The sequence below is a fragment of the Citrobacter sp. MGH106 genome, from assembly GCF_001037495.1.
Classification (GTDB): domain Bacteria; phylum Pseudomonadota; class Gammaproteobacteria; order Enterobacterales; family Enterobacteriaceae; genus Citrobacter; species Citrobacter murliniae.
The window spans coordinates 3,938,546-3,957,641 of record NZ_KQ089822.1; the positions used below are offsets into that span (position 1 = coordinate 3,938,546).

Consider the following 19,096-nt stretch of genomic DNA (forward strand, 5'->3'; position numbering starts at 1 on the left):
TTTTTCCTCATCAGTCAGTTAACCTACACAGGCCCTGGTGATCGCCAGCAGCTGGCGTACATCATCCGGGCGAGTGTTTCCATTCACCCTATCAATAATAGAACTATAAATGTGAGGAATGATTTTGCTCACGCCTGCATCAAGCGCTATCTGCAGGATTTCCGCGAAGTTATCCAGGTCAATACCGCCAGTTGGCTCCAGCCAGAAGTCATGACGGGCGCAGGCTTCGGCCACAGCCTTGTACTCGTTACGGCACTTGAGACCGCCCATCGGGAAGTATTTAATCGAACTGCCGCCCATGTCTTTGAGCAGGGCGATAGCTGTTTCTAGTGGAACAATGCCATCCGGAGACTGGCTGCTCAGCGGCCCGGTGGAGATTTTGACCATACCAGGCGTTCCGGTAGGTGACACAAGACCATTGACCACCGTCTCATTCTGCCCCAGCAGCGCACGGCTGGTTGCGACGCCGGTAAAAACCTGGTTTACGTGCTGTGGCTGTACCTGGCGGGAGATTTCACTGACCATCGCCGACTGGTTGGGATCACCGGCTCCCAGGCCCACAGAGAGCGCATTGTCGATAAGCGCCGCATATTCGCGCATATCCGCCACAGCGCTTTCAACATCCGGGTAATTTTTAGAGAGCACGCCGACCAGCACATGACCTTCAGCCGCCGCATAAATATCCCGGGCATTCTCTTTGGAACCCGCCAGCACGTTCAGGCAAACGCGATCGCGATAAAAGTTAGGGGTCAGTTTCATGCTCTTTTCTCCTGCCGGGTCACGTCACCAATACGACGCGCCACAATCTCCAGTTGTGCGCGATCGACGCTGCGCACATCCGCTTCAATAATCCCTTCGTTGGCTTTATAGCCACGGAAATAAATCGCGTACTCACCCTGTTTAAGCGCATCAACCAGTTCACCCGTGGCAATACCGGTCACCGCTTCGTCAAACTTAATCTCTGCACGGGCGATGTCGCGTCCTGCGCTATCCCATACCACGCGGGCGCTAACGCCATTAAAAGTATTCAGCGTATTGATAAATGGTGTCATTTTTTCCACCATTTCCGCGCCGCTCTCTTTCTGCGCGTTCAGATAGAGTTCAATGGCGCAGGTCAGACCGAGAATGCCTTCTTTGCCGACCTTCATTGCCCTCCCAATACCCGCTGTCTGGCGTTTTACCCACTCGACATACTGAGTTTTGCCGATCACCAGACCGCTGGTTGGCCCTTCAATGGCTTTCGCACCGCTATAAATCACCAGGTCCGCGCCAACACGGTAATAGCATTGCAAATCTTCTTCCGCCGCCGCATCGACAATCAGCGGCAAGTTATGCGTACGCGCTACCACTGCGGCCTGCTCCACACTGAGCATGCTTTTCTGCACACAGTGGTGGGATTTGATATACAGAATGGCCGCCGTGCGTGGTGTAATAGCGGCTGCCAGTTGTGCCGCAGAGCATTCGTTAGCGTAACCCGCCTCCACCAACTTACCGCCGCCAAGCGCCACCATGCTGCCAACCGGTGCGCCAAAGTTGACGTTGTGTCCTCTTGGCAGCACGATTTCATTGTTGTCGATTGGCGTAACGTGCAGATTTTCCAGCAGCCAGTCACTGTCCTTAACCAACACAGCTGCAACCGACAGGGCAATCCCTGCCGAAGCGCAGGAGACGACCGTAGCCCCCTCTACTTCCAGTAGCTTTGCGATGTAGTCTCCTGTTTTGTTGACCAGATCTTTCATCTCAAAGTACTGATTCATCCCTTCCATCGCGGCCTGTACTACCTCCGGGCGCGGCGTGGAAACACCGAGCGCCGTCATGCGACCTGAAGTGTTAATCACCTGTTTTAAATCGTATTTTTCAAAAATCGAAGACATGTTCTGCGCTCCCTTGTTCGGTCATATAACCCTTGCCCGCACGTATTGCGGCAAGCGGCACCAGCAGTTGATCTGCCTGTAAGCTGTCGTTTTCTGCATCGACCAGCACGGCTGGCTGGCGTTTAAGCATAAAGAGGGTGAGATCAGCATCCTGACCGACCTGAAGTCGGCCTTTGTTTTTCAAACGCAGACCGTCAGCAGCATTGGCGGTCACGCAGTCAATAACCTGCGGTAGCGACATGCCGATGGCGAGAAACTTGGACATCACATTAGCAAGCGAATACACCGGGCCGCTGATGCGATTACGGCAATAGATGTCTGAGCTGATGGTATGCGGCAGAATGCCTAAACTGATGGCGCGCTTCGCGACCGCAAAGCTCAAGCTGGCGGTGCCGTGCCCGACATCAAGGCGAATACCACGCGCGAGAGCCTGCGACACCGAGGCTCGCAGCTCGCCTTCTGGCGTCAGAATGCGGTTCGGTTTGCCGTTGTAACAGTGGGTAATTATATCGCCCGCCGCCAGGCGTTCGGCAATTTCATCCAGATCCGGCGGGTTATTACCAATATGTACCATCAACGGCAAGTCGCCGTTTTCGGCCTGCATCACTTTGGCATGCTCCAGCGGCGTAATGCCGTTTTCACCGACCACGCTGCTGCTCATCCGCGCCTTCAGGCCGACGATAAAATCAGGGTAGCGGTTGACCGCCTGTCGCACCGCATCGGCATCAATGTTGGCCATGTTCGCCAGTTCATTTTGGGCGATAAGTCCAACGCGAGAGATATTCAGTAGCGCATAAACATCAGTGATCGCTTCACGAGTCAGCGTGTAAAAATCGTCAATATCATCAGCCCCGGTACTACCCGCATCGACCACCGTGGTGACGCCGGTGGCAATACCGACGCTGTCTGGCTGGTCATGATAAATCGGGGATTTCGGGTAGCAGTGGACGTGAGAATCAATCCAGCCTGCGCTGACGTAGCACTCGCCGCGTAAGTCGATGGTTTTCGCCGCCGGGCTATCAACGTCGCCCAGCGCCGCAATTTTGCCGTCTTTGAGCGCAATATCGCTCACCGTATCGTCAACCAGACGCGCATGGCGCAGGAGTAAATCAAACATCGTTCTCTCCTTTGCCGGACAGGGCTGAGTAATCGCGCTGTCCGGCCTACAAAACAGCAGTGTTAGCTAATCGCAATCGGGAAGATTGATCCCAAAATCATCGCACCGAGGATCGCCCCGCCAGTGATCGGTTTTTGCCACAGGTAAAACAGCAGCGCACCCGCCAGAGAGCCGATACCGATAGGGATGGAGGCAGTCATCGCACTGAGAATGATCAACGGCCCAAGGAAGCGACCAGAGGCGTTACCGGCCCCCATCATTACGTCAGCGCCATAGGTCGAGTCGCTCTGATTGATGGTGAACTTACGCGCCAGAATGATGATGTAACCAATCGCCAGGCCAATCACCAGACCCGTGACCAACGAGGCGGCAAAGTTCGCTACCGGGAAAATAATGCCCGCGCCCAGCAACAATGCCGGGACGCCCAGGCCAACACCGGTCTGAATCGCCCCACCGATATCAAGGATCCCTACCAGCGAACCTTCAATGATTCGGGCAAACAGGAAACTTGCGCCAAACGCCGCAACCGCGCCGTAGGATCCGGTGTCCATTCCCGCTTTCAGCATCGCCACAAATGCGACTTCGTTAAATGCGCCGATGCCGTACAGGTAGTACATGTGCGTTCCGGCAAAGACACCGGAGGAGAGCAGGCCAACGAAGATCGGGAACGACCAGTCGGCAAACCAAAAACCTTTATTCTGTTCCATGATGACCTCCGTTATTTGCCGCTGAGCGAGTTGTGGATCAGTTCGAGCCAGTTCGGCACGGTCAGATGGAAGGATTCGATCATCTTCATATCGAAGCCGCGGAAGAAGCCGCTCAGGACGAACAACGCGACGATAGCGACCATCATCACTTTGGTGACGTGGTTCCAGCCGCTCTCTTCTACGCCTTTACCAATCAGAATACCGAGTACCAGACCCGGTACCGCATTACCCATAATGAGCTGTGCTGCACCACCAAAGACTGTCGCCCAGAAACCGGATTTCTTACCGGCATCAATAGCCGCCAGCCAGAAGATCACCGGCATCACGGTATTGACCAGCAGGTTTGCCGCAGGAACCAACACCTTAACAGCGGTAACCTGCAATGCTTCCGGTACGGATGAAGCGGTCAAGTTCAGAAAGGTCACGACGATCATGCCGATAACGCCACAGGCAATCGCCATGCGTTTAGGGTCATGCAGCGTTTCACCGACATTACGGTTTTTCAGCATCAACGCCGCCGCGCCCCAGTTAGGAATGATGCGGTGATCGACATCCTGAGTGAACGCGCCGGCCGCCACGGATGATGCCCAGGCGTTGAAGAAGAAACCCAGACCAAATGAGAAGTGAGAAGCCGGATCCCCTTCGCAGGAATTCAGTTCTCCCAGGGTACGAAATGCGCCCATCCCCTGAGTGGTAGGCGCATGAAACATGCGTGCAGCCCCAGCGCCGACACCCACGCCAACCAGCGCGCCGATGATGAGCGATTTTATTAATATTATCAGGAACATATTTATGCCTTTTAATAGTAAATCAGCGTTGCGTGACGAAATCCACCTTGTCGAGATTGATGGCAGTCACGTTGACGGTCACATCCAGCTCCACGCTGAAAGTGCGTCTTTCCCGGCGCATAAAGAAGAATAAAAATGCCTCTTTACGCACCGATTCACGCGCTTGAACAACCTGCACATCCTGTGGCTCAATACGCAGTAAGATATGCGGCGATGCCTTCATCACCGCAGCCTGAACATGATTCAGGGCATCAGCAAAGGCGCGTGCTTTAGTGTCGCCTTTGCCGGTAACTCTCACCGTCGTGGTGAATTGCTCTTTCATACTCAAGCGCCGTATTTCTTTTGCCACGCCTGTACCAGACGCTCGCCCAGTTCTTCCTTATCCATAAAGCCAAAGCCCAGCACGTTGCAGCCTTCGTTAATGGCGGTCACACCCTCATCCACTGAGCGCATGCCGTATTTTGCTTTGTAGCCATATTTGGTCTGCGCAGTGATGGCTCCCGCGCCGCCGCTGCCACAAAAAGAGATGCCAAAGGTGGCGTTTTCCGCTTTCATAACGTCGCCCAGTTTCATATCTGCCGCCACACCCGGCACCACGACCGCACGACCACCAGCTTTCTCAACGCCTGCCGCCACTTTCTGGCCCTTACCCAGACGATCGCCAATCACCACAGTAATCTGTTCCATCTTTTGCTCCTTAAAGGTTATCTTTCGCGACTTCGAAATGTACCGACAGCAGCCAGGCCTCTTCTTCTGGAAGATTGCCAAACTCAGCTACGACGTCGCGGGCAAGCGCCATTGATTCGGCAGAAATTTCATCAAATAGGCTGGCATCAACGTCTGGCAAGGGCTCCCCCGTCACCGAGCGGTGCGCCATGGCGCGAACATGCGACGTCAGCATTTGTTCCTGTACGGCGTTGGGGATGATGTGGCGTTCACGCAACAGGGCATATACCTGCGCCAGCATGCGATCGGCCAGTTCACCAGACGGTGTCACCGGTTCCCCCATGTCATTCATTGCAACTCCGTTATTCACTCGTTTCACCCCACTCATGGCTATGAGGGTAAACTAGCGGTGGAGGTTAAAAGTTTGTAGCGAGTTGTTTTCCACTTCGAAGTGGAAAGGCGAGCAGCGATAGTGATCTGTGCCACAGAAAAGACGGAATTGGCGATTAATAACCAGCATAACGTGATGGGGATCGCAGGAGATTGCAGGTAAAGCACAAGCGGAAGGAATAACGGTCTGACGTTAAAAGTTAAAAAATGTGATGGGCATAACGTTTACTTATGGAGGGAATCTGATGGGTATGTCTTACCCGACCTACGTAGTCTGTAGGCCGGATAAATAAATCAACGGTACTTCTTATGGTAAGCATTGCGGGTGGATTTCAGCTCTTCCGCTACTGCCTTCGCCTCTTTGACTTTACCTTCGTTCGCCAGTTTTAACGCACCGTCAATCTGACCGATCAACGTGTCAAAACCGTGGCGGAAATCTTTCATCTCCGGGCTGTCCGGGGATTTGCTTTCCAGCTTCGGCGGCGTTCCTTTTTGTGCGTCCTGTGCGGCTGCACGCATTTTGGTTAACGCACCTTTGAGTTCAGTCGCATTATCCGTTTTTTCGACGATCTTCAGGTTATCGTTGAGGATCCCCATGTCGTCTTCGAGATCGGCAGCAAACGCAGAAGAGCCAAGAACCAGCGTTGAAGCCGCGATGATCGCTAACAGGTGTTTACGCATTGCTCACTTCCTTTTTATTATTAAAAAATAACGCCCGATACCCTAAATAATCCGAGTTGCAGGCAAGCGGCAAGCGTGTGAATCCCGGCCATTTACATAAGTAAGTGACTGGGATGAACGCGTAAAACCAACACACCTGCAGCTTGAAGTATGAAGGGTATTATTGACCGGCGATCTTCATCTCCGGCAACAGTACAGAACCACACTGTATATTACTGCGCGTTTCAATATCGTTCCCTACGGTCACAATATTGCGCCACATCTCTTTTAAGTTACCGGCAATGGTAATTTCACTTACCGGATACTGAATTTCACCGTTTTCGACCCAGAAGCCAGCCGCACCGCGAGAGTAATCGCCGGTAATACCACTCACGCCCTGCCCCATCAGTTCGGTAACAACCAGGCCAGTGCCCATCTCTTTGAGCAACTGCTCGAAGCTTAGCCCTTGTCCGGGAATACGCCAGTTGTGAATGCCGCCAGCATGACCGGTGCTTTTCAGCCCCAGTTTACGGGCAGAATAGTTGGTCAACAGCCACTGAGTCAGTACACCATCTTTGATAATGTCACGACGCTCGGTACGCACGCCTTCACTGTCGAACGGTGAGGATGCCAGTCCTTTCAACAGATGCGGGTGTTCTTCAATGGTCAGCCATTCCGGCAGGATCTGTTTGCCCAGTGAATCCAGCAGGAAGGTGGATTTACGATACACCGAGCCGCCTGCAATAGCGCCGACCAGATGTCCAAACAGTCCGGTCGCTACTTCGTTCGCAAAAATAACCGGTGCTTTCATGGTGGACAGCTTACGCGGCGACAGGCGAGATAAGGTGCGACGGGCACAGTCTGCGCCGACCCACTCCGGCGTTTGCAGATCGCCAATTGCACGGCCAATGGTATAGGCATAATCGCGTTCCATATCGCCGTTCTCTTCAGCGATAACGCAGCTGGAAAGTGAATGACGCGTGGAGCAGTAACCCTGTAGCATGCCATGGCTGTTACCAAAAACTTTGATGCCATAGTGGCTATTAAAACTGCCGCCTTCGGTGTTAGTAATGCGCTTATCGGCCTGTAACGCAGCCTGTTCAGCACGCGCGGCCAATTCAATAGCTTCATCAGGCGACACTTCTGCCGGGTGGAACAGATCTAAATCTGGCGCATCAAATGCCAGCAGCTCTTTATCTGCCACGCCCGCGCACGGGTCCGGCGAGGTGTAACGGGCGATATCCAGCGCGGCCTGCACGGTACGTGCGATAGCCTGCGGGCTTAAATCAGTGGATGATGCGCTCCCTTTACGGTTCTGGTGATAAACCGTAATGCCAAGAGCACCATCACTATTGAATTCTACGTTCTCCACTTCACCATAACGGGTGCTGACGCTAATACCCGTGGTCTTGCTTACAGCGACTTCCGCGCCATCCGACTGACCTGACGCTAGCTCCAGTGCTGTCGAGACCGCTTCTTCCAGAATCTTACGCTGCGCTTCAACTTGTGAGATTACTTTCATCGCAAATGCCATAATGTAGAGAGTTTCTCTGAAGTCTAACAGAGAACCGTTTTTCAGTGCGCATCTTAACTGGTAACATTAGCCTCTTTTTTTAAGGAGCCTGACATGACTAAGCAGCCCGAAGACTGGCTCGACGACGTTCCCGGTGATGACATCGAAGACGAAGACGATGAAATTATCTGGGTCAGTAAAAGTGAAATTAAGCGTGACGCCGAGGAGTTAAAGCGCCTGGGCGTAGAACTGGTAGAACTGGGGAAAAACGCGCTGGATAAAATCCCGCTCGATGCGGATCTGCGTGCCGCCATTGAACTGGCGCAGCGTATCAAGATGGAAGGCCGTCGCCGCCAGTTGCAGCTGATTGGTAAAATGCTGCGCCAGCGGGATGTCGATCCTATTCGCCAGGCGCTGGATAAGCTGAAAAACCGTCATAACCAACAGGTTGTGCTGTTTCACAAACTTGAACAGTTGCGCGATCGTTTGATCGTTGAAGGTGATGACGCGGTAGCAGAAGTACTGAGCCTGTGGCCAAACGCCGACCGTCAGCAGCTTCGTTCTCTGGTTCGCAATGCGAAGAAAGAGAAAGAAGGCAATAAACCGCCGAAATCAGCGCGTCAGATCTTCCAGTATCTGCGTGAGCTGGCTGAAAACGAAGCATAATTTCATGCGTTGAAAGTGCCAGATAACTGCGTCAATGCCTTATCTGGCCTACAGTCAATTACATGCCCGGTAAGCGGCCACGCTACCGGGCATTCTCTTACTCTTCCTCTTCTGCTTGTGCTTTCTTCGCCAGACCATCCAACAGTTTTTGATGGATGCCGCCAAACCCGCCGTTGCTCATCACCAGAATGTGATCGCCAGGCTGCGCGGTTTTCACCACCATATCAGCCAGCGTATCAACATCTCCGCTCCAGTGAGCAGGCTGGACACAGGCTTCTGCTACTTCAGAGACCAACCACGGAATATGTGGTGGTTGCAGCAGGAATACTTCGTCCGCACGTCCTAACGAAGGTGCCAGATCGTCTTTGCACAACCCCATTTTCATGGTGTTAGACCGAGGTTCCAGCACAGCAATGATACGCGCCGTACCGCCGACTTTACCGCGCAGTGCCGCGAGGGTAGCCAGAATCGCCGTTGGGTGATGGGCGAAATCGTCATACACCGTCACGCCATTAGCTTCACCGCGTAGCTCAAGACGACGGCGGGCATTGATGAACGATCCCAGTGCGTTGGCCGCATCCGCTGGCGTCACACCAACGTGACGGGCCGCCGCAATCGCCATCAGGCCGTTGTGCATGTTGTGCTCACCCACCAGGCCCCATTTCACAACACCGGCTTTTTCACCGTCCAGCCACACTTCCCACTCGGAAGCATCAGTAGTCAGTTTTTTCGCCTGCCAGTGTCCCTGCTCGCCGACCAGTTCCTGTTCACTCCAGCATCCCATCGCCATCGTCTGTTTCAGATTGATGTCGTTTTCCGGGAAGATGATGCGACCCTGACCCGGCACAATACGCACCAGATGGTGGAACTGTTTCTGAATCGCTTTCAGATCGTCAAAGATGTCTGCGTGATCAAACTCAAGGTTGTTGAGGATCAGCGTTCGCGGGCAGTAATGCACAAACTTGGAACGCTTATCAAAGAACGCGCAGTCGTACTCATCCGCTTCAATGACAAAAAAGTCGCTTTCGCCCAGACGAGCAGAAACCTCAAAATTACCGGGTACGCCACCAATGACAAACCCCGGCTTATAACCGCAGGCTTCCAGAATCCAGGTCGCCATCCCTGCCGTGGTGGTTTTACCGTGTGTCCCCGCCACCGCCAGTACCCAGCGTTCGCGCAGAACAAAGTCATGCAGCCACTGCGGTCCGGACATGTACGGAATATTCTTCTCAAGCACCGCTTCCACGCACGGATTGCCACGAGTCATGGCGTTACCGATGATCACCAAATCCGGCTGTGGGTCGAGCTGGCTGGCATCGTAACCCTGAATCAGGTCAATGCCCTGCTTCTCAAGTAAAGTACTCATCGGCGGATACACATTGGCGTCCGAACCCGTTACTTCATGGCCGAGCGAACGCGCCAGCATCGCCAGACCGCCCATGAAGGTGCCACAAATTCCCAAAATATGAATGCGCATACGTCACTATCCTTTTTTAATCTGGGAGCCATTTTACGCACATGTCTGGCAAGTGAGAAACGCATTTCAGGATATTCCGTAGTTTGCTGGCGCGATTCACCTGAGCGCGATAGCTGAAATATTTGTTAATATTGTTGCGGTCGCTTTACTCCACATAAATTGCAGGGAAAGTGTTATGAAAACGTTAGGTGAATTTATTGTCGAAAAGCAGCACGAGTTTTCTCATGCTACCGGTGAACTCACTGCTTTGTTGTCGGCAATAAAGCTGGGCGCCAAGATCATCCACCGCGATATCAATAAGGCCGGTCTGGTCGATATCCTGGGTGCCAGCGGTGCAGAAAACGTGCAGGGAGAGGTACAGCAAAAACTCGATCTGTTTGCGAACGAAAAACTGAAAGCAGCACTGAAGGCTCGTGATATTGTCGCAGGCATCGCCTCCGAAGAAGAAGATGAAATCGTCGTCTTTGAAGGTTGTGAACACGCAAAATATGTCGTGCTAATGGATCCGCTGGATGGCTCATCCAACATCGATGTTAACGTCTCCGTCGGTACGATTTTCTCTATTTACCGCCGCGTAACTCCTGTCGGCACACCGGTCACGGAAGAGGATTTCCTGCAGCCGGGTAACAAGCAAGTTGCTGCGGGCTATGTTGTTTATGGTTCATCCACCATGCTGGTGTACACCACCGGTTGTGGCGTACACGCCTTCACCTACGATCCTTCTCTGGGCGTATTTTGCCTCAGCCAGGAACGTATGCGCTTCCCGGCAAAAGGAAGCACCTACTCCATTAACGAAGGCAACTACATCAAATTCCCGAATGGCGTGAAGAAGTATATTAAATTCTGCCAGGAAGAAGATAAGGCCACTCAGCGCCCGTACACCTCGCGCTATATTGGATCTCTGGTCGCAGATTTCCACCGCAACCTGCTGAAAGGCGGGATCTACCTGTATCCAAGCACCGCCAGCCACCCGCAAGGGAAACTGCGTCTGCTGTACGAATGCAACCCAATGGCCTTCCTGGCCGAGCAAGCGGGCGGCAAGGCGAGCGATGGCAAAGATCGTATTCTGGATATCACCCCAGAAAGCCTGCACCAGCGTCGCTCGTTCTTCGTAGGTAACGACCATATGGTTGAAGATGTAGAACGCTTTATCCGTGAGTTCCCGGACGCGTAAGCGCAACATCCCGGTCTACACCACGTTGTAGGCCGGATAAGCGAAGCGCCATCCGGTACGATACGGTAATATTGCCGGATGGCGGCGTAAACGCCTTTATCCGGCCTACAAAATCCATAGCCCGATTACGACACTTGCAACCGGAACGCCGCCATCGCCTCCAACAGCGCATGTGACTACTCTTCCAGTGAGCGAGTAGCCGCCGAAGATTGCTGTACCAACGCTGCATTCTGCTGCGCCGTTTCATCCATCTGACTCACTGCAATGTTCACCTGTTCAATCCCGCGGCTCTGTTCCTGGGAAGCGCTGGCAATTTCACGCATTAGTTTAGTCATACGCATAACTTCAGTCGCAATCTCATCCATGGTTTCGCCCGCTTGCTGCGCCAGCTCACTTCCTTCTCCCACATGCGTGTGCGAGTCGCTGATTAAGGTACGGATCTCTTTTGCCGCTTCGGCACTGCGGCTGGCAAGATTGCGCACTTCTCCTGCTACCACCGCGAAACCACGCCCTTGCTCGCCAGCACGCGCCGCTTCAACAGAAGCATTCAGCGCCAGGATATTGGTCTGAAAAGCAATGCCATCGATTACGCTGAGGATGTCGGCGATACGACTGGAACTCCCGGAAATATCACGCATTTTTTCAATAACGTAGCACACCATTTCACTGCCCCGATCGGCGGTATCCGATACAGATTTTGCCATCTGATGCGCCTGTTCCGCGTTTTCCGCATTCTGTTTCACGGTCGCCGTTAGCTCTTCCATACTGGCGGCGGTCTGTTCCAGCGAGGTTGCGGTGGATTCTGTACGTTGTGCCAGGTGTTGGTTACCTGCGGTCAGTTCGCGACTGCCGAGATCAATTTGCGAGCTGGCATCACGTACGCGTTGCACAGAATCACCCAATGCATGACGCATTTCATCCATTGCAGTATTAAGGCGGTTGAATTCGGCACTGGCTGACAAGGCAGTAACGGGTGACAAATCGCCCGTCGCCAAACGCTCGAGCTGTTCCACAATGTTATCCAGAGGCTGCAGAAACTTATTTCGCAGCATAAACCAAATAACCGCCAGCAAAGCAATGGCAGCCAACATGGATATCCCCATAATACCGTGATAAATCAATGAAGTAATTACACGGGTTGCGGCATAAAGCCCCATCCCTCCAGTCAGCAACAGAAGAAAAGTCAGCAGAGACAATAACACCAACAAACTTGATCGAATTGAAAGGGATTTTGGCATCGTTATATTTCCGGTTGTAGGGATAAAACAGACCTGTACAGAACCTATCGACTACAACCGGAAAAAGTTTAGGTATTTAAATGTTTTCTATAAAATCATGATGTTACTTTGGTGCCGCAGACGTGGTAACTCTGGTTACCGGTGAACTCTGACGGTTCTCCCACAACACGGTAAGACCCCGTTGCAAGGCAATAAAAATAAACAATAAAATGCCAATGGCGATTTTTGTCCACCATGAACTTAATGTTCCATCAAAATTAATGTAGGTCTGAATCAGCCCCTGAATGGCTACGCCAAACAGGGTTCCTAAAACCGTTCCCACTCCGCCGCTCAGCAGCGTACCGCCAATCACCACCGAGGCAATAGCATCCAGTTCTACGCCGACACCTGCCAGTGCATAACCTGCCTGGGTATAAATTGAAAAAACAATTCCGGCCAGCGTCGCCAACCCGGTAGACAACATATAGATGCGGATTGTCGTACTGCGGGTTGAGATCCCCATCAGGTTGGCAGAGGTGGCATTACCGCCGATAGCGTAAACCTGATTGCCAAACCGCGTACGGTGCGCAAGGAATATGCCGATCACCACCACAGCCAGCATCAGCAATCCCATCGCGCTTAGGCGACCACCGCCGGGAATCTTCCATGCCAGGCTGGAGAGCGTGTCATAAACAGGATGGTTAATCGGGATTGATTCTTCGGAGACCAGATAGCTGACGCCGCGCAGGAAGAACATCCCCGCCAGAGTAATGATGAATGCCGGGATCTTCAGCGCATCAATTAGCAACCCCATAAACGCGCCGAATGCGCAGCCCATCAACAGAATCAGGGGGAACGCCAGCAGAGGAGAAATTCCCCAGTAGCCAATGGCCTTTGCCAGAAATACGCCAGTAAAAGCAATCACTGAGCCGACGGAAAGATCGATCCCGCCAGAGAGAATGACGAAGGTCATACCAACAGCAATGATCCCTAAAAAAGCGTTATCAGTCAGGATATTGCACATCACTCGGGTAGAGGCAAAAGCCGGGAATTGCGTCAGACAGTAGAGATAGCCCAGCACAAAAACACCGAGTGTGATCATCAACGGTAAATTACGTTTTATCATGACCGCGCACTCCTTTTATCAGGCTGATAAAGCGTTGTGACTGCACGACCAGAACACACAACACGACAATGGCTTTGACCACCTGGTTCAGCTCCGGCTGGAAGCCCGAGAGTAAAATCCCGGTGTTCATCCCCTGAATAATGAGGGCTCCGACTACCGACAACAGCAGGTTGAAACGCCCTCCCATCAACGAGCCGCCGCCAATGACCACCGCCAGAATGGCATCTAACTCCAGCCATAATCCGGCATTATTAGCATCTGCCCCACGAATATCCGCAGTGACGATAATTCCGGCAATCGCTGCGCACAGGCCGCTCAGTACATAGGTGAGCATTACAATGATGCGGGTGTTTACTCCGGCGTTTTTCGCCGCGCGAATATTGATACCTACCGCTTCAATAAACATGCCCAGCGCCGTTTTGCGGGTCAACAGCCAGAATGCAACCAACGTCAGCAGCGCGATGATCACCGGCGTAGGGAACAGTAACAACGAGCCGCTGCCGAACCACGACAGATCGGGGGAATTGAAGGTGACGATCTGCCCTGAGGTGATCAATTGCGCAACTCCACGCCCGGCCACCATCAGGATAAGCGTCGCGACAAACGGTTGGATCTTGAGGATCGCCACCAGAATACCGTTCCACAATCCTGCCAGAATACCGGAGCCTAACGCAGCGAGCAGGACAATAGGTAAACTGTGTCCTGCGACTGTCATCGCAGCGGTGGTGGCGCCTGCAATGGCCATCACCGCACCAACAGAAAGATCGATACCGCCGGTGGCAATCACCAGCGTCATGCCAATCGCCAGCAGCGCTACGGGCGCAGCGCGGTTGAGAATATCAATAGGGCTACCGAACAGGCGGCCGTCCTGCAAAATCACCTGATAGAAGTGCGGTGCTACCAGGCTATCCACCAGCAACACCAACAGCAGCGCTACCAGCTGTGGCATTCCTTTTGGCCAGCGAAACCGTCGTTTAGGCGGAGTAGATTGGGGGAGAGATTGAGGCATCACAATAATCTCCTTAGGCCGCAATGGCGTTCATAATTGCCAGTACGGACAGTTCAGCCAGTGGGATCTCTGCCACCTGTTTGCGATCGCGCATAATAATGACCCGATCGGCATAACCCACCAGCTCTTCCAGTTCGGACGAAATAACCAGCAGAGCGAGGCCATCAGCACACAGCGTTTCGATCAAGCGAATGATCTCTGCATGCGCACCGACGTCGATCCCACGCGTCGGTTCATCAAGGATCAAGAACTGTGGTTTAGTCAGTAGCCAGCGTGACAACAGTACTTTTTGCTGATTACCGCCGGAGAGAAATTCGATCGGCTGTTCGGCGTTCGGCGTACGAATGCCGAGCTGGCGGATAAAGCGCTCGGCGATCTCGTTTTGTTCTTTACGGGGAATGGGCCGCAGCCAGCCTCGCTGCGCCTGCAGGGCCAGAATGATATTTTCCCGCACCGAAGCAGCGGCAATAATGCCATCCGTTTTCCTGTCTTCCGGGCAAAAGCCGATCCCCAGGCACGAGGCCTGATGCGGCGATCGCAGGGTCTGCGGTTTACCTTTGATCAGCGCACTGCCACTGTCGGCAGGTTTAATACCGAAGATCACTTCCGCCGTTTCTGTCCGCCCCGAACCCAGCAACCCCGCCAGGCCAACGATCTCGCCGGGCCGAACCTGCAAATCAAAAGGTGCGATCGTGCCTTTCTTGCCAAAATTACTGAATGCCGCCACCGGCTTATCACTCAACAGCGTGCGACCTGCGCGCTGTAACGCATGGGTATCCAGCTCACGACCCAGCATCATTTTCACCAGTTCGATCTGTGGTAGTTCTCGTGTTTCACGGCACCCAACGAAGCCGCCGTTACGCAGAACGGTGATCCGATCGCTGACCTGATAAACCTGATCGAGAAAATGGGTGACGAAAATCAGGCTGACGCCGCGATCGCGCAGATGACGCATTAGTCCAAACAGCATTTCAACTTCCTGGGTATCCAGGCTGGCGGTGGGCTCATCGAGGATCAACACTTTTGCGGAGAGATCGATCGCCCGGCAGATGGCGACTATCTGCTGCATCGCCACGGAAAAGCGGTTAAGCGGTTCGCGAACGTCGAGAGAAAAACCGTAAGAGGCCATCAGCTCTGTCGCACGCTTTTCCATCTGTTTACGTTGCAACAGGCCAAAGCGCCGCGGCTCACGGCCAATAAACAGATTATCCGCTACCGACATATTGGGCAGCAGGTTCACTTCCTGATAAACGGTGCCAATCCCCAGTTGCTGGGCGTGGGCGGTATTTTTGGGTGAAATCGTCTGGCCTTCGAGCCAGATAGTGCCACGATCGGCATGGTAAACGCCGGTCAGCGCTTTGATCAGCGTCGATTTTCCGGCTCCGTTTTCTCCCAACAGCGCCATAATCTCGCCACGACGCAAGCTGAAATCCACGTTATCCAGCGCTTTGACGCCGGGAAAGAATTTACTTAATCCTTCGGTTCGGAGGATTTCCTGGTGCTGTTCGGTGGTCATGGTTCCCCCTATATCAACTGCCGGATGGCGACGCTCGCATCTTATCCGGCCTACAATACACTCGCCTGTAGGCCGGCCATCCAGCATTGTTCCTCACGCTAACGACTTAGTAGCCCATGTTTTTCTTCTTCTCTAACTCTTCTTTGGCGGTATCAGGCAGATAGAGGATTGATTTGGTAATGGTCAGCTTCTCGGGCATCGTGCCGTCTTTTTTGAATTTCTCCAGCGCGTCGAATGCCGGACCAGCCATATTTGGCGTCAGCTCGACGCTGGCGTTGGCTTCGCCGTCAATCATCGCTTTATAGATATCCGGTACGCCGTCAATTGAACCGGTGAGAATATCTTTGCCCGGCTTCAGGCCTGCTTCTTTAATCGCCTGAATAGCCCCAATCACCATGTCATCGTTATGGGCGTAAACCATGCAGATGTTCTTGCCGTTGTTTTCCGCTTTGATAAAACTTTCCATAACTTCTTTACCTTTACTGCGGGTAAAGTCTCCGGACTGGGAGCGAATAATTTTGATATTTGGCGCGTTGGCAATGGCTTCAGCAAAGCCTTTTTTACGGTCGATTGCCACGCTGGCACCGACGGTCCCTTGCAGCTCAACGACGTTACATGGCTTGCCGTTCACTTCTTTAATCAACCAGTCGCCGATTAATTTACCTTCCAGCACGTTATCGGCGGTGACAGTGGTCATATAGAGAGATTTGTCTTTTACATCGATGGAACGATCGAGCAAAAAGACTGGAATTTCGGCATCTTTAGCTTCTTTTAATACTGGCTCCCAACCCGTTGCCACGACCGGTGCAATGAAGATGGCATCCACGCCCTGGGCAACGAATGAACGTACTGCTTTAATCTGGTTTTCCTGCTTTTGCTGACCGTCGGCGATTTTCAGCGTAATACCGCGCTTCTCGGCCTCGCTTTTCGCCACGTTGGTTTCTGCGGCGCGCCAGCCGGACTCAGACCCGACCTGCGAAAATCCTACGGTTAAAGGGGCTGCCATTGCCATAGACGACATGGCTGCTGAAACTGCTGTGACTAAAAGTAAGCGCTTCCACATAAGTGCGTCCTCGTAGGGTGATTATTGTTGATTAATAAACAGTCGCGAAAAAACTATAGACAATCGAGCATGTAACGAATTGAGTTACATCACACTTCAAAAAAGTAAATAAAACGTTAATCACAAGTTTGTAATCGCTTTCATTACCCTATGAAAAATGCGACTGAACTTATGGATTTTTCTGTCATACAAACAGTGTGAAAAAGAGAAATTCAGAGGAACTAAATCGAAAAACAAGCGGAGACATTCAGCGCGAGTTGGCTATAATACCCGCCACTTGTTTGCCATAGCATATTTAAAGGAAACAGACATGAGCTTACTCAACGTCCCTGCCGGTAAAGATCTGCCGGAAGATATCTACGTTGTTATCGAGATCCCTGCGAACGCAGATCCGATCAAATACGAAGTTGACAAAGAGAGCGGCGCCCTGTTCGTTGACCGCTTCATGTCCACTGCGATGTTCTACCCATGCAACTACGGTTACATCAACCACACCCTGTCTCTGGATGGTGATCCGGTAGACGTTCTGGTCCCGACCCCGTACCCGCTGGAGCCAGGTTCAGTCATCCGCTGCCGTCCGGTTGGCGTACTGAAAATGACCGACGAATCCGGTGAAGATGCGAAACTGGTTGCAGTACCGCACACCAAACTGAGCAAAGAATACGATCACATCAAAGATGTGAACGACCTGCCGGACCTGCTGAAAGCGCAGATCACTCACTTCTTCGAGCACTATAAAGACCTCGAAGCGGGCAAATGGGTGAAAGTTGACGGTTGGGACAACGCAGAAGCTGCTAAAGCTGAAATCGTTGCATCCTTCGAGCGCGCCGCGAAGAAATAAGTTCGCTTGTGCTGATAGCCCTGAACACCATACTCTGGTTAGTAAGGGCTTTTTTATGTCTGTGCTTTCCCCCTTCCGTTTCCTCACGCAACCTGCTGGTTCCTTTTTGACCTACCAAATCGGGTAGTCACATTTCATTTATCTTATTTGCGAATAAGATTCGATATCATTATCATTCGCAACACGTAAATAAATGTGAATAAACGTCAATGAACCTCCACAATGTGAAGTCCCTGAAATGCTATTCCGGTGTGGCCTTCGCCACAGCGCTGCTATTTACCACTCTGTCCGGTTACGCAGGTACGCTGCCTGAGAAAGATTTTCTGACCCGCGATGTCGGTAACGGCGTGTATGAACTGGCGGTTGATGGCCAACAGAATGCACTTTTTGCTGCCTCGTCGCCGTCGTTTGATAAGGATAAAACCAGTGGGCTGATCTATAAACTCGATCTGGAGAAACTCACCACTACGGAAGTTATTACTACCAGCCGTCGCGCTTTTGCTACCGCGCTGGATGCAGAAAATCATGTTCTGTATGTCGGAAATACGCTGGAAGGTTCAGTAACGCTAATCGATACCCGCAGCGGTAAAGAGCTGGCGATACTACAACTGAGCGAGACCAAAAGCCCGAAAGACATTGTCCATACCCGTGAAATGGTGCTCGATAAGCAGCATCACCGTCTGTACATTTCCGGCGTCGCAGAAAAAGGAATTGTCTGGGTAGTAGATACGCAAAAGCTTGAAAAAATTGCCACTATTGAAAATATGGGTGAATACCCGACCGGCATGGCTGTTGATGCCGATAAAGATCGCCTGTATGTCGTTAATGGCAGAAACGAGTTGATTACTCTGGATACCACCAGCCATAAAATTATTAACCGCTTTACCATTGAACCTGCCAAAAAACATTTCTTCCTGAATATCGCTCTTGATGCGAAAAATAATCGTGCATTCCTCACCGATCCTGATCTCGCGGACGTACTGGTTGTCGATATTAATAACGGCAAAGTCATTGCGCCAATTAAGGTAATTAATTCTCTTGCCGTGTTATATAACGAAAAACGTCAGGAAGTTTACATTACCCACCGCAATGCAAAACAAGTCAGTATTGTGGACAGCAAGACCTATCAGGTGAAACAAAGCATTGAAACCAATGCATTACCAAACAGTCTTGCGCTATCGACAGATGCTAGCTCCTTGTATGTCAGCGTAAAACAGCCAGAAAAAATGATTGGCGTGAAGCCCGACTATGTGCTGAAAATCGATCTCTCTAAATATTAATAATCAAAAATC

At 52.2% G+C, this 19,096-nt stretch carries 20 protein-coding genes; 4 read left to right on the plus strand and 16 right to left on the minus strand.

What is annotated here, in order from left to right; translation table 11 throughout:
* Positions 1–18: 18 nt before the first annotated feature.
* From dagF to pmbA, 10 genes are all read right to left on the minus strand, one after another.
* Positions 19–759 (minus strand): 2-dehydro-3-deoxy-phosphogluconate aldolase, encoded by a 741-nt coding sequence (gene dagF, locus SK36_RS18335; RefSeq protein ID WP_048222271.1) that lies wholly within the window; start codon positions 757–759, stop codon positions 19–21.
* Positions 756–1,874 (minus strand): DgaE family pyridoxal phosphate-dependent ammonia lyase, encoded by a 1,119-nt coding sequence (locus SK36_RS18340; RefSeq protein ID WP_048222274.1) that lies wholly within the window; start codon positions 1,872–1,874, stop codon positions 756–758. Before SK36_RS18340 ends, dagF begins: the two co-directional genes overlap by 4 nt.
* Positions 1,858–2,991: an amidohydrolase/deacetylase family metallohydrolase gene (locus SK36_RS18345; RefSeq protein WP_048222276.1), complete on the minus strand. Its 1,134-nt coding sequence runs from the start codon at positions 2,989–2,991 to the stop codon at positions 1,858–1,860. Before SK36_RS18345 ends, SK36_RS18340 begins: the two co-directional genes overlap by 17 nt.
* 62 nt (positions 2,992–3,053) lie before the next feature.
* On the minus strand, positions 3,054–3,698 hold the full coding sequence (locus SK36_RS18350) for a DUF4310 family protein (protein WP_003830379.1): 645 nt from the start codon (positions 3,696–3,698) through the stop codon (positions 3,054–3,056).
* Between the two features lie 11 nt (positions 3,699–3,709).
* Complete coding sequence (locus SK36_RS18355) at positions 3,710–4,486, minus strand: DUF4311 domain-containing protein (protein ID WP_045439140.1); 777 nt, start codon at positions 4,484–4,486, stop codon at positions 3,710–3,712.
* A 22-nt stretch (positions 4,487–4,508) separates the two neighbouring features.
* Positions 4,509–4,808 carry a DUF4312 family protein gene (locus SK36_RS18360; protein ID WP_045439135.1) on the minus strand — a complete coding sequence of 100 codons (300 nt, stop codon included), beginning with the start codon at positions 4,806–4,808 and terminating at the stop codon, positions 4,509–4,511.
* Positions 4,809–4,810: 2 nt separating this feature from the next.
* The gene (locus SK36_RS18365; protein WP_008786042.1) at positions 4,811–5,173 is read right to left on the minus strand and encodes an SFCGS family glycine-rich protein; all 363 of its coding nucleotides are present in this window, start codon (positions 5,171–5,173) and stop codon (positions 4,811–4,813) included.
* A 10-nt stretch (positions 5,174–5,183) separates the two neighbouring features.
* On the minus strand, positions 5,184–5,522 hold the full coding sequence (locus tag SK36_RS18370; protein WP_223306970.1) for a glycine dehydrogenase: 339 nt from the start codon (positions 5,520–5,522) through the stop codon (positions 5,184–5,186).
* A 314-nt stretch (positions 5,523–5,836) separates the two neighbouring features.
* On the minus strand, positions 5,837–6,223 hold the full coding sequence (gene cybC / locus SK36_RS18375; protein ID WP_045439122.1) for a cytochrome b562: 387 nt from the start codon (positions 6,221–6,223) through the stop codon (positions 5,837–5,839).
* Positions 6,224–6,383: 160 nt separating this feature from the next.
* A complete protein-coding gene (pmbA, locus tag SK36_RS18380) occupies positions 6,384–7,736 on the minus strand; it encodes a metalloprotease PmbA (protein WP_045439120.1) in 1,353 nt (450 codons plus the stop codon).
* A gap of 93 nt (positions 7,737–7,829) precedes the next feature.
* Here pmbA and yjgA point away from each other — a divergent pair, with 93 nt between their 5' ends.
* Entirely contained in the window at positions 7,830–8,381 is a 552-nt protein-coding gene (gene yjgA / locus SK36_RS18385) for a ribosome biogenesis factor YjgA (protein ID WP_045439118.1), read from the plus strand.
* Positions 8,382–8,478: 97 nt separating this feature from the next.
* Here yjgA and mpl read toward each other — a convergent pair whose 3' ends face one another.
* On the minus strand, positions 8,479–9,858 hold the full coding sequence (mpl, locus tag SK36_RS18390; RefSeq protein ID WP_048222279.1) for a UDP-N-acetylmuramate:L-alanyl-gamma-D-glutamyl-meso-diaminopimelate ligase: 1,380 nt from the start codon (positions 9,856–9,858) through the stop codon (positions 8,479–8,481).
* A 175-nt stretch (positions 9,859–10,033) separates the two neighbouring features.
* Here mpl and fbp point away from each other — a divergent pair, with 175 nt between their 5' ends.
* Positions 10,034–11,032 carry a class 1 fructose-bisphosphatase gene (gene fbp, locus SK36_RS18395; RefSeq protein WP_045439113.1) on the plus strand — a complete coding sequence of 333 codons (999 nt, stop codon included), beginning with the start codon at positions 10,034–10,036 and terminating at the stop codon, positions 11,030–11,032.
* Positions 11,033–11,208: 176 nt separating this feature from the next.
* On the opposite strand, the gene SK36_RS18400 is transcribed toward fbp, so the two are convergent.
* From SK36_RS18400 to ytfQ, 5 genes are all read right to left on the minus strand, one after another.
* Positions 11,209–12,270: a methyl-accepting chemotaxis protein gene (locus SK36_RS18400; protein ID WP_075261802.1), complete on the minus strand. Its 1,062-nt coding sequence runs from the start codon at positions 12,268–12,270 to the stop codon at positions 11,209–11,211.
* Between the two features lie 103 nt (positions 12,271–12,373).
* Positions 12,374–13,375, minus strand: coding sequence for a galactofuranose ABC transporter, permease protein YjfF (gene yjfF / locus SK36_RS18405; protein WP_048222282.1), 1,002 nt, complete (start codon positions 13,373–13,375; stop codon positions 12,374–12,376).
* On the minus strand, positions 13,362–14,384 hold the full coding sequence (gene ytfT, locus SK36_RS18410) for a galactofuranose ABC transporter, ATP-binding protein YtfT (protein ID WP_045439107.1): 1,023 nt from the start codon (positions 14,382–14,384) through the stop codon (positions 13,362–13,364). Before ytfT ends, yjfF begins: the two co-directional genes overlap by 14 nt.
* A gap of 13 nt (positions 14,385–14,397) precedes the next feature.
* Positions 14,398–15,900 carry a galactofuranose ABC transporter, ATP-binding protein YtfR gene (ytfR, locus tag SK36_RS18415; RefSeq protein WP_048222284.1) on the minus strand — a complete coding sequence of 501 codons (1,503 nt, stop codon included), beginning with the start codon at positions 15,898–15,900 and terminating at the stop codon, positions 14,398–14,400.
* A 106-nt stretch (positions 15,901–16,006) separates the two neighbouring features.
* The gene (gene ytfQ / locus SK36_RS18420; protein WP_048222286.1) at positions 16,007–16,963 is read right to left on the minus strand and encodes a galactofuranose ABC transporter substrate-binding protein YtfQ; all 957 of its coding nucleotides are present in this window, start codon (positions 16,961–16,963) and stop codon (positions 16,007–16,009) included.
* Between the two features lie 310 nt (positions 16,964–17,273).
* Between ytfQ and ppa the strand changes: the two genes are divergently transcribed.
* Positions 17,274–17,804 (plus strand): inorganic diphosphatase, encoded by a 531-nt coding sequence (gene ppa, locus SK36_RS18425; protein WP_045439097.1) that lies wholly within the window; start codon positions 17,274–17,276, stop codon positions 17,802–17,804.
* A gap of 209 nt (positions 17,805–18,013) precedes the next feature.
* The gene (yncE, locus tag SK36_RS18430; RefSeq protein WP_048222289.1) at positions 18,014–19,084 is read left to right on the plus strand and encodes a 7-bladed beta-propeller protein YncE; all 1,071 of its coding nucleotides are present in this window, start codon (positions 18,014–18,016) and stop codon (positions 19,082–19,084) included.
* Positions 19,085–19,096 lie beyond the last annotated feature (12 nt).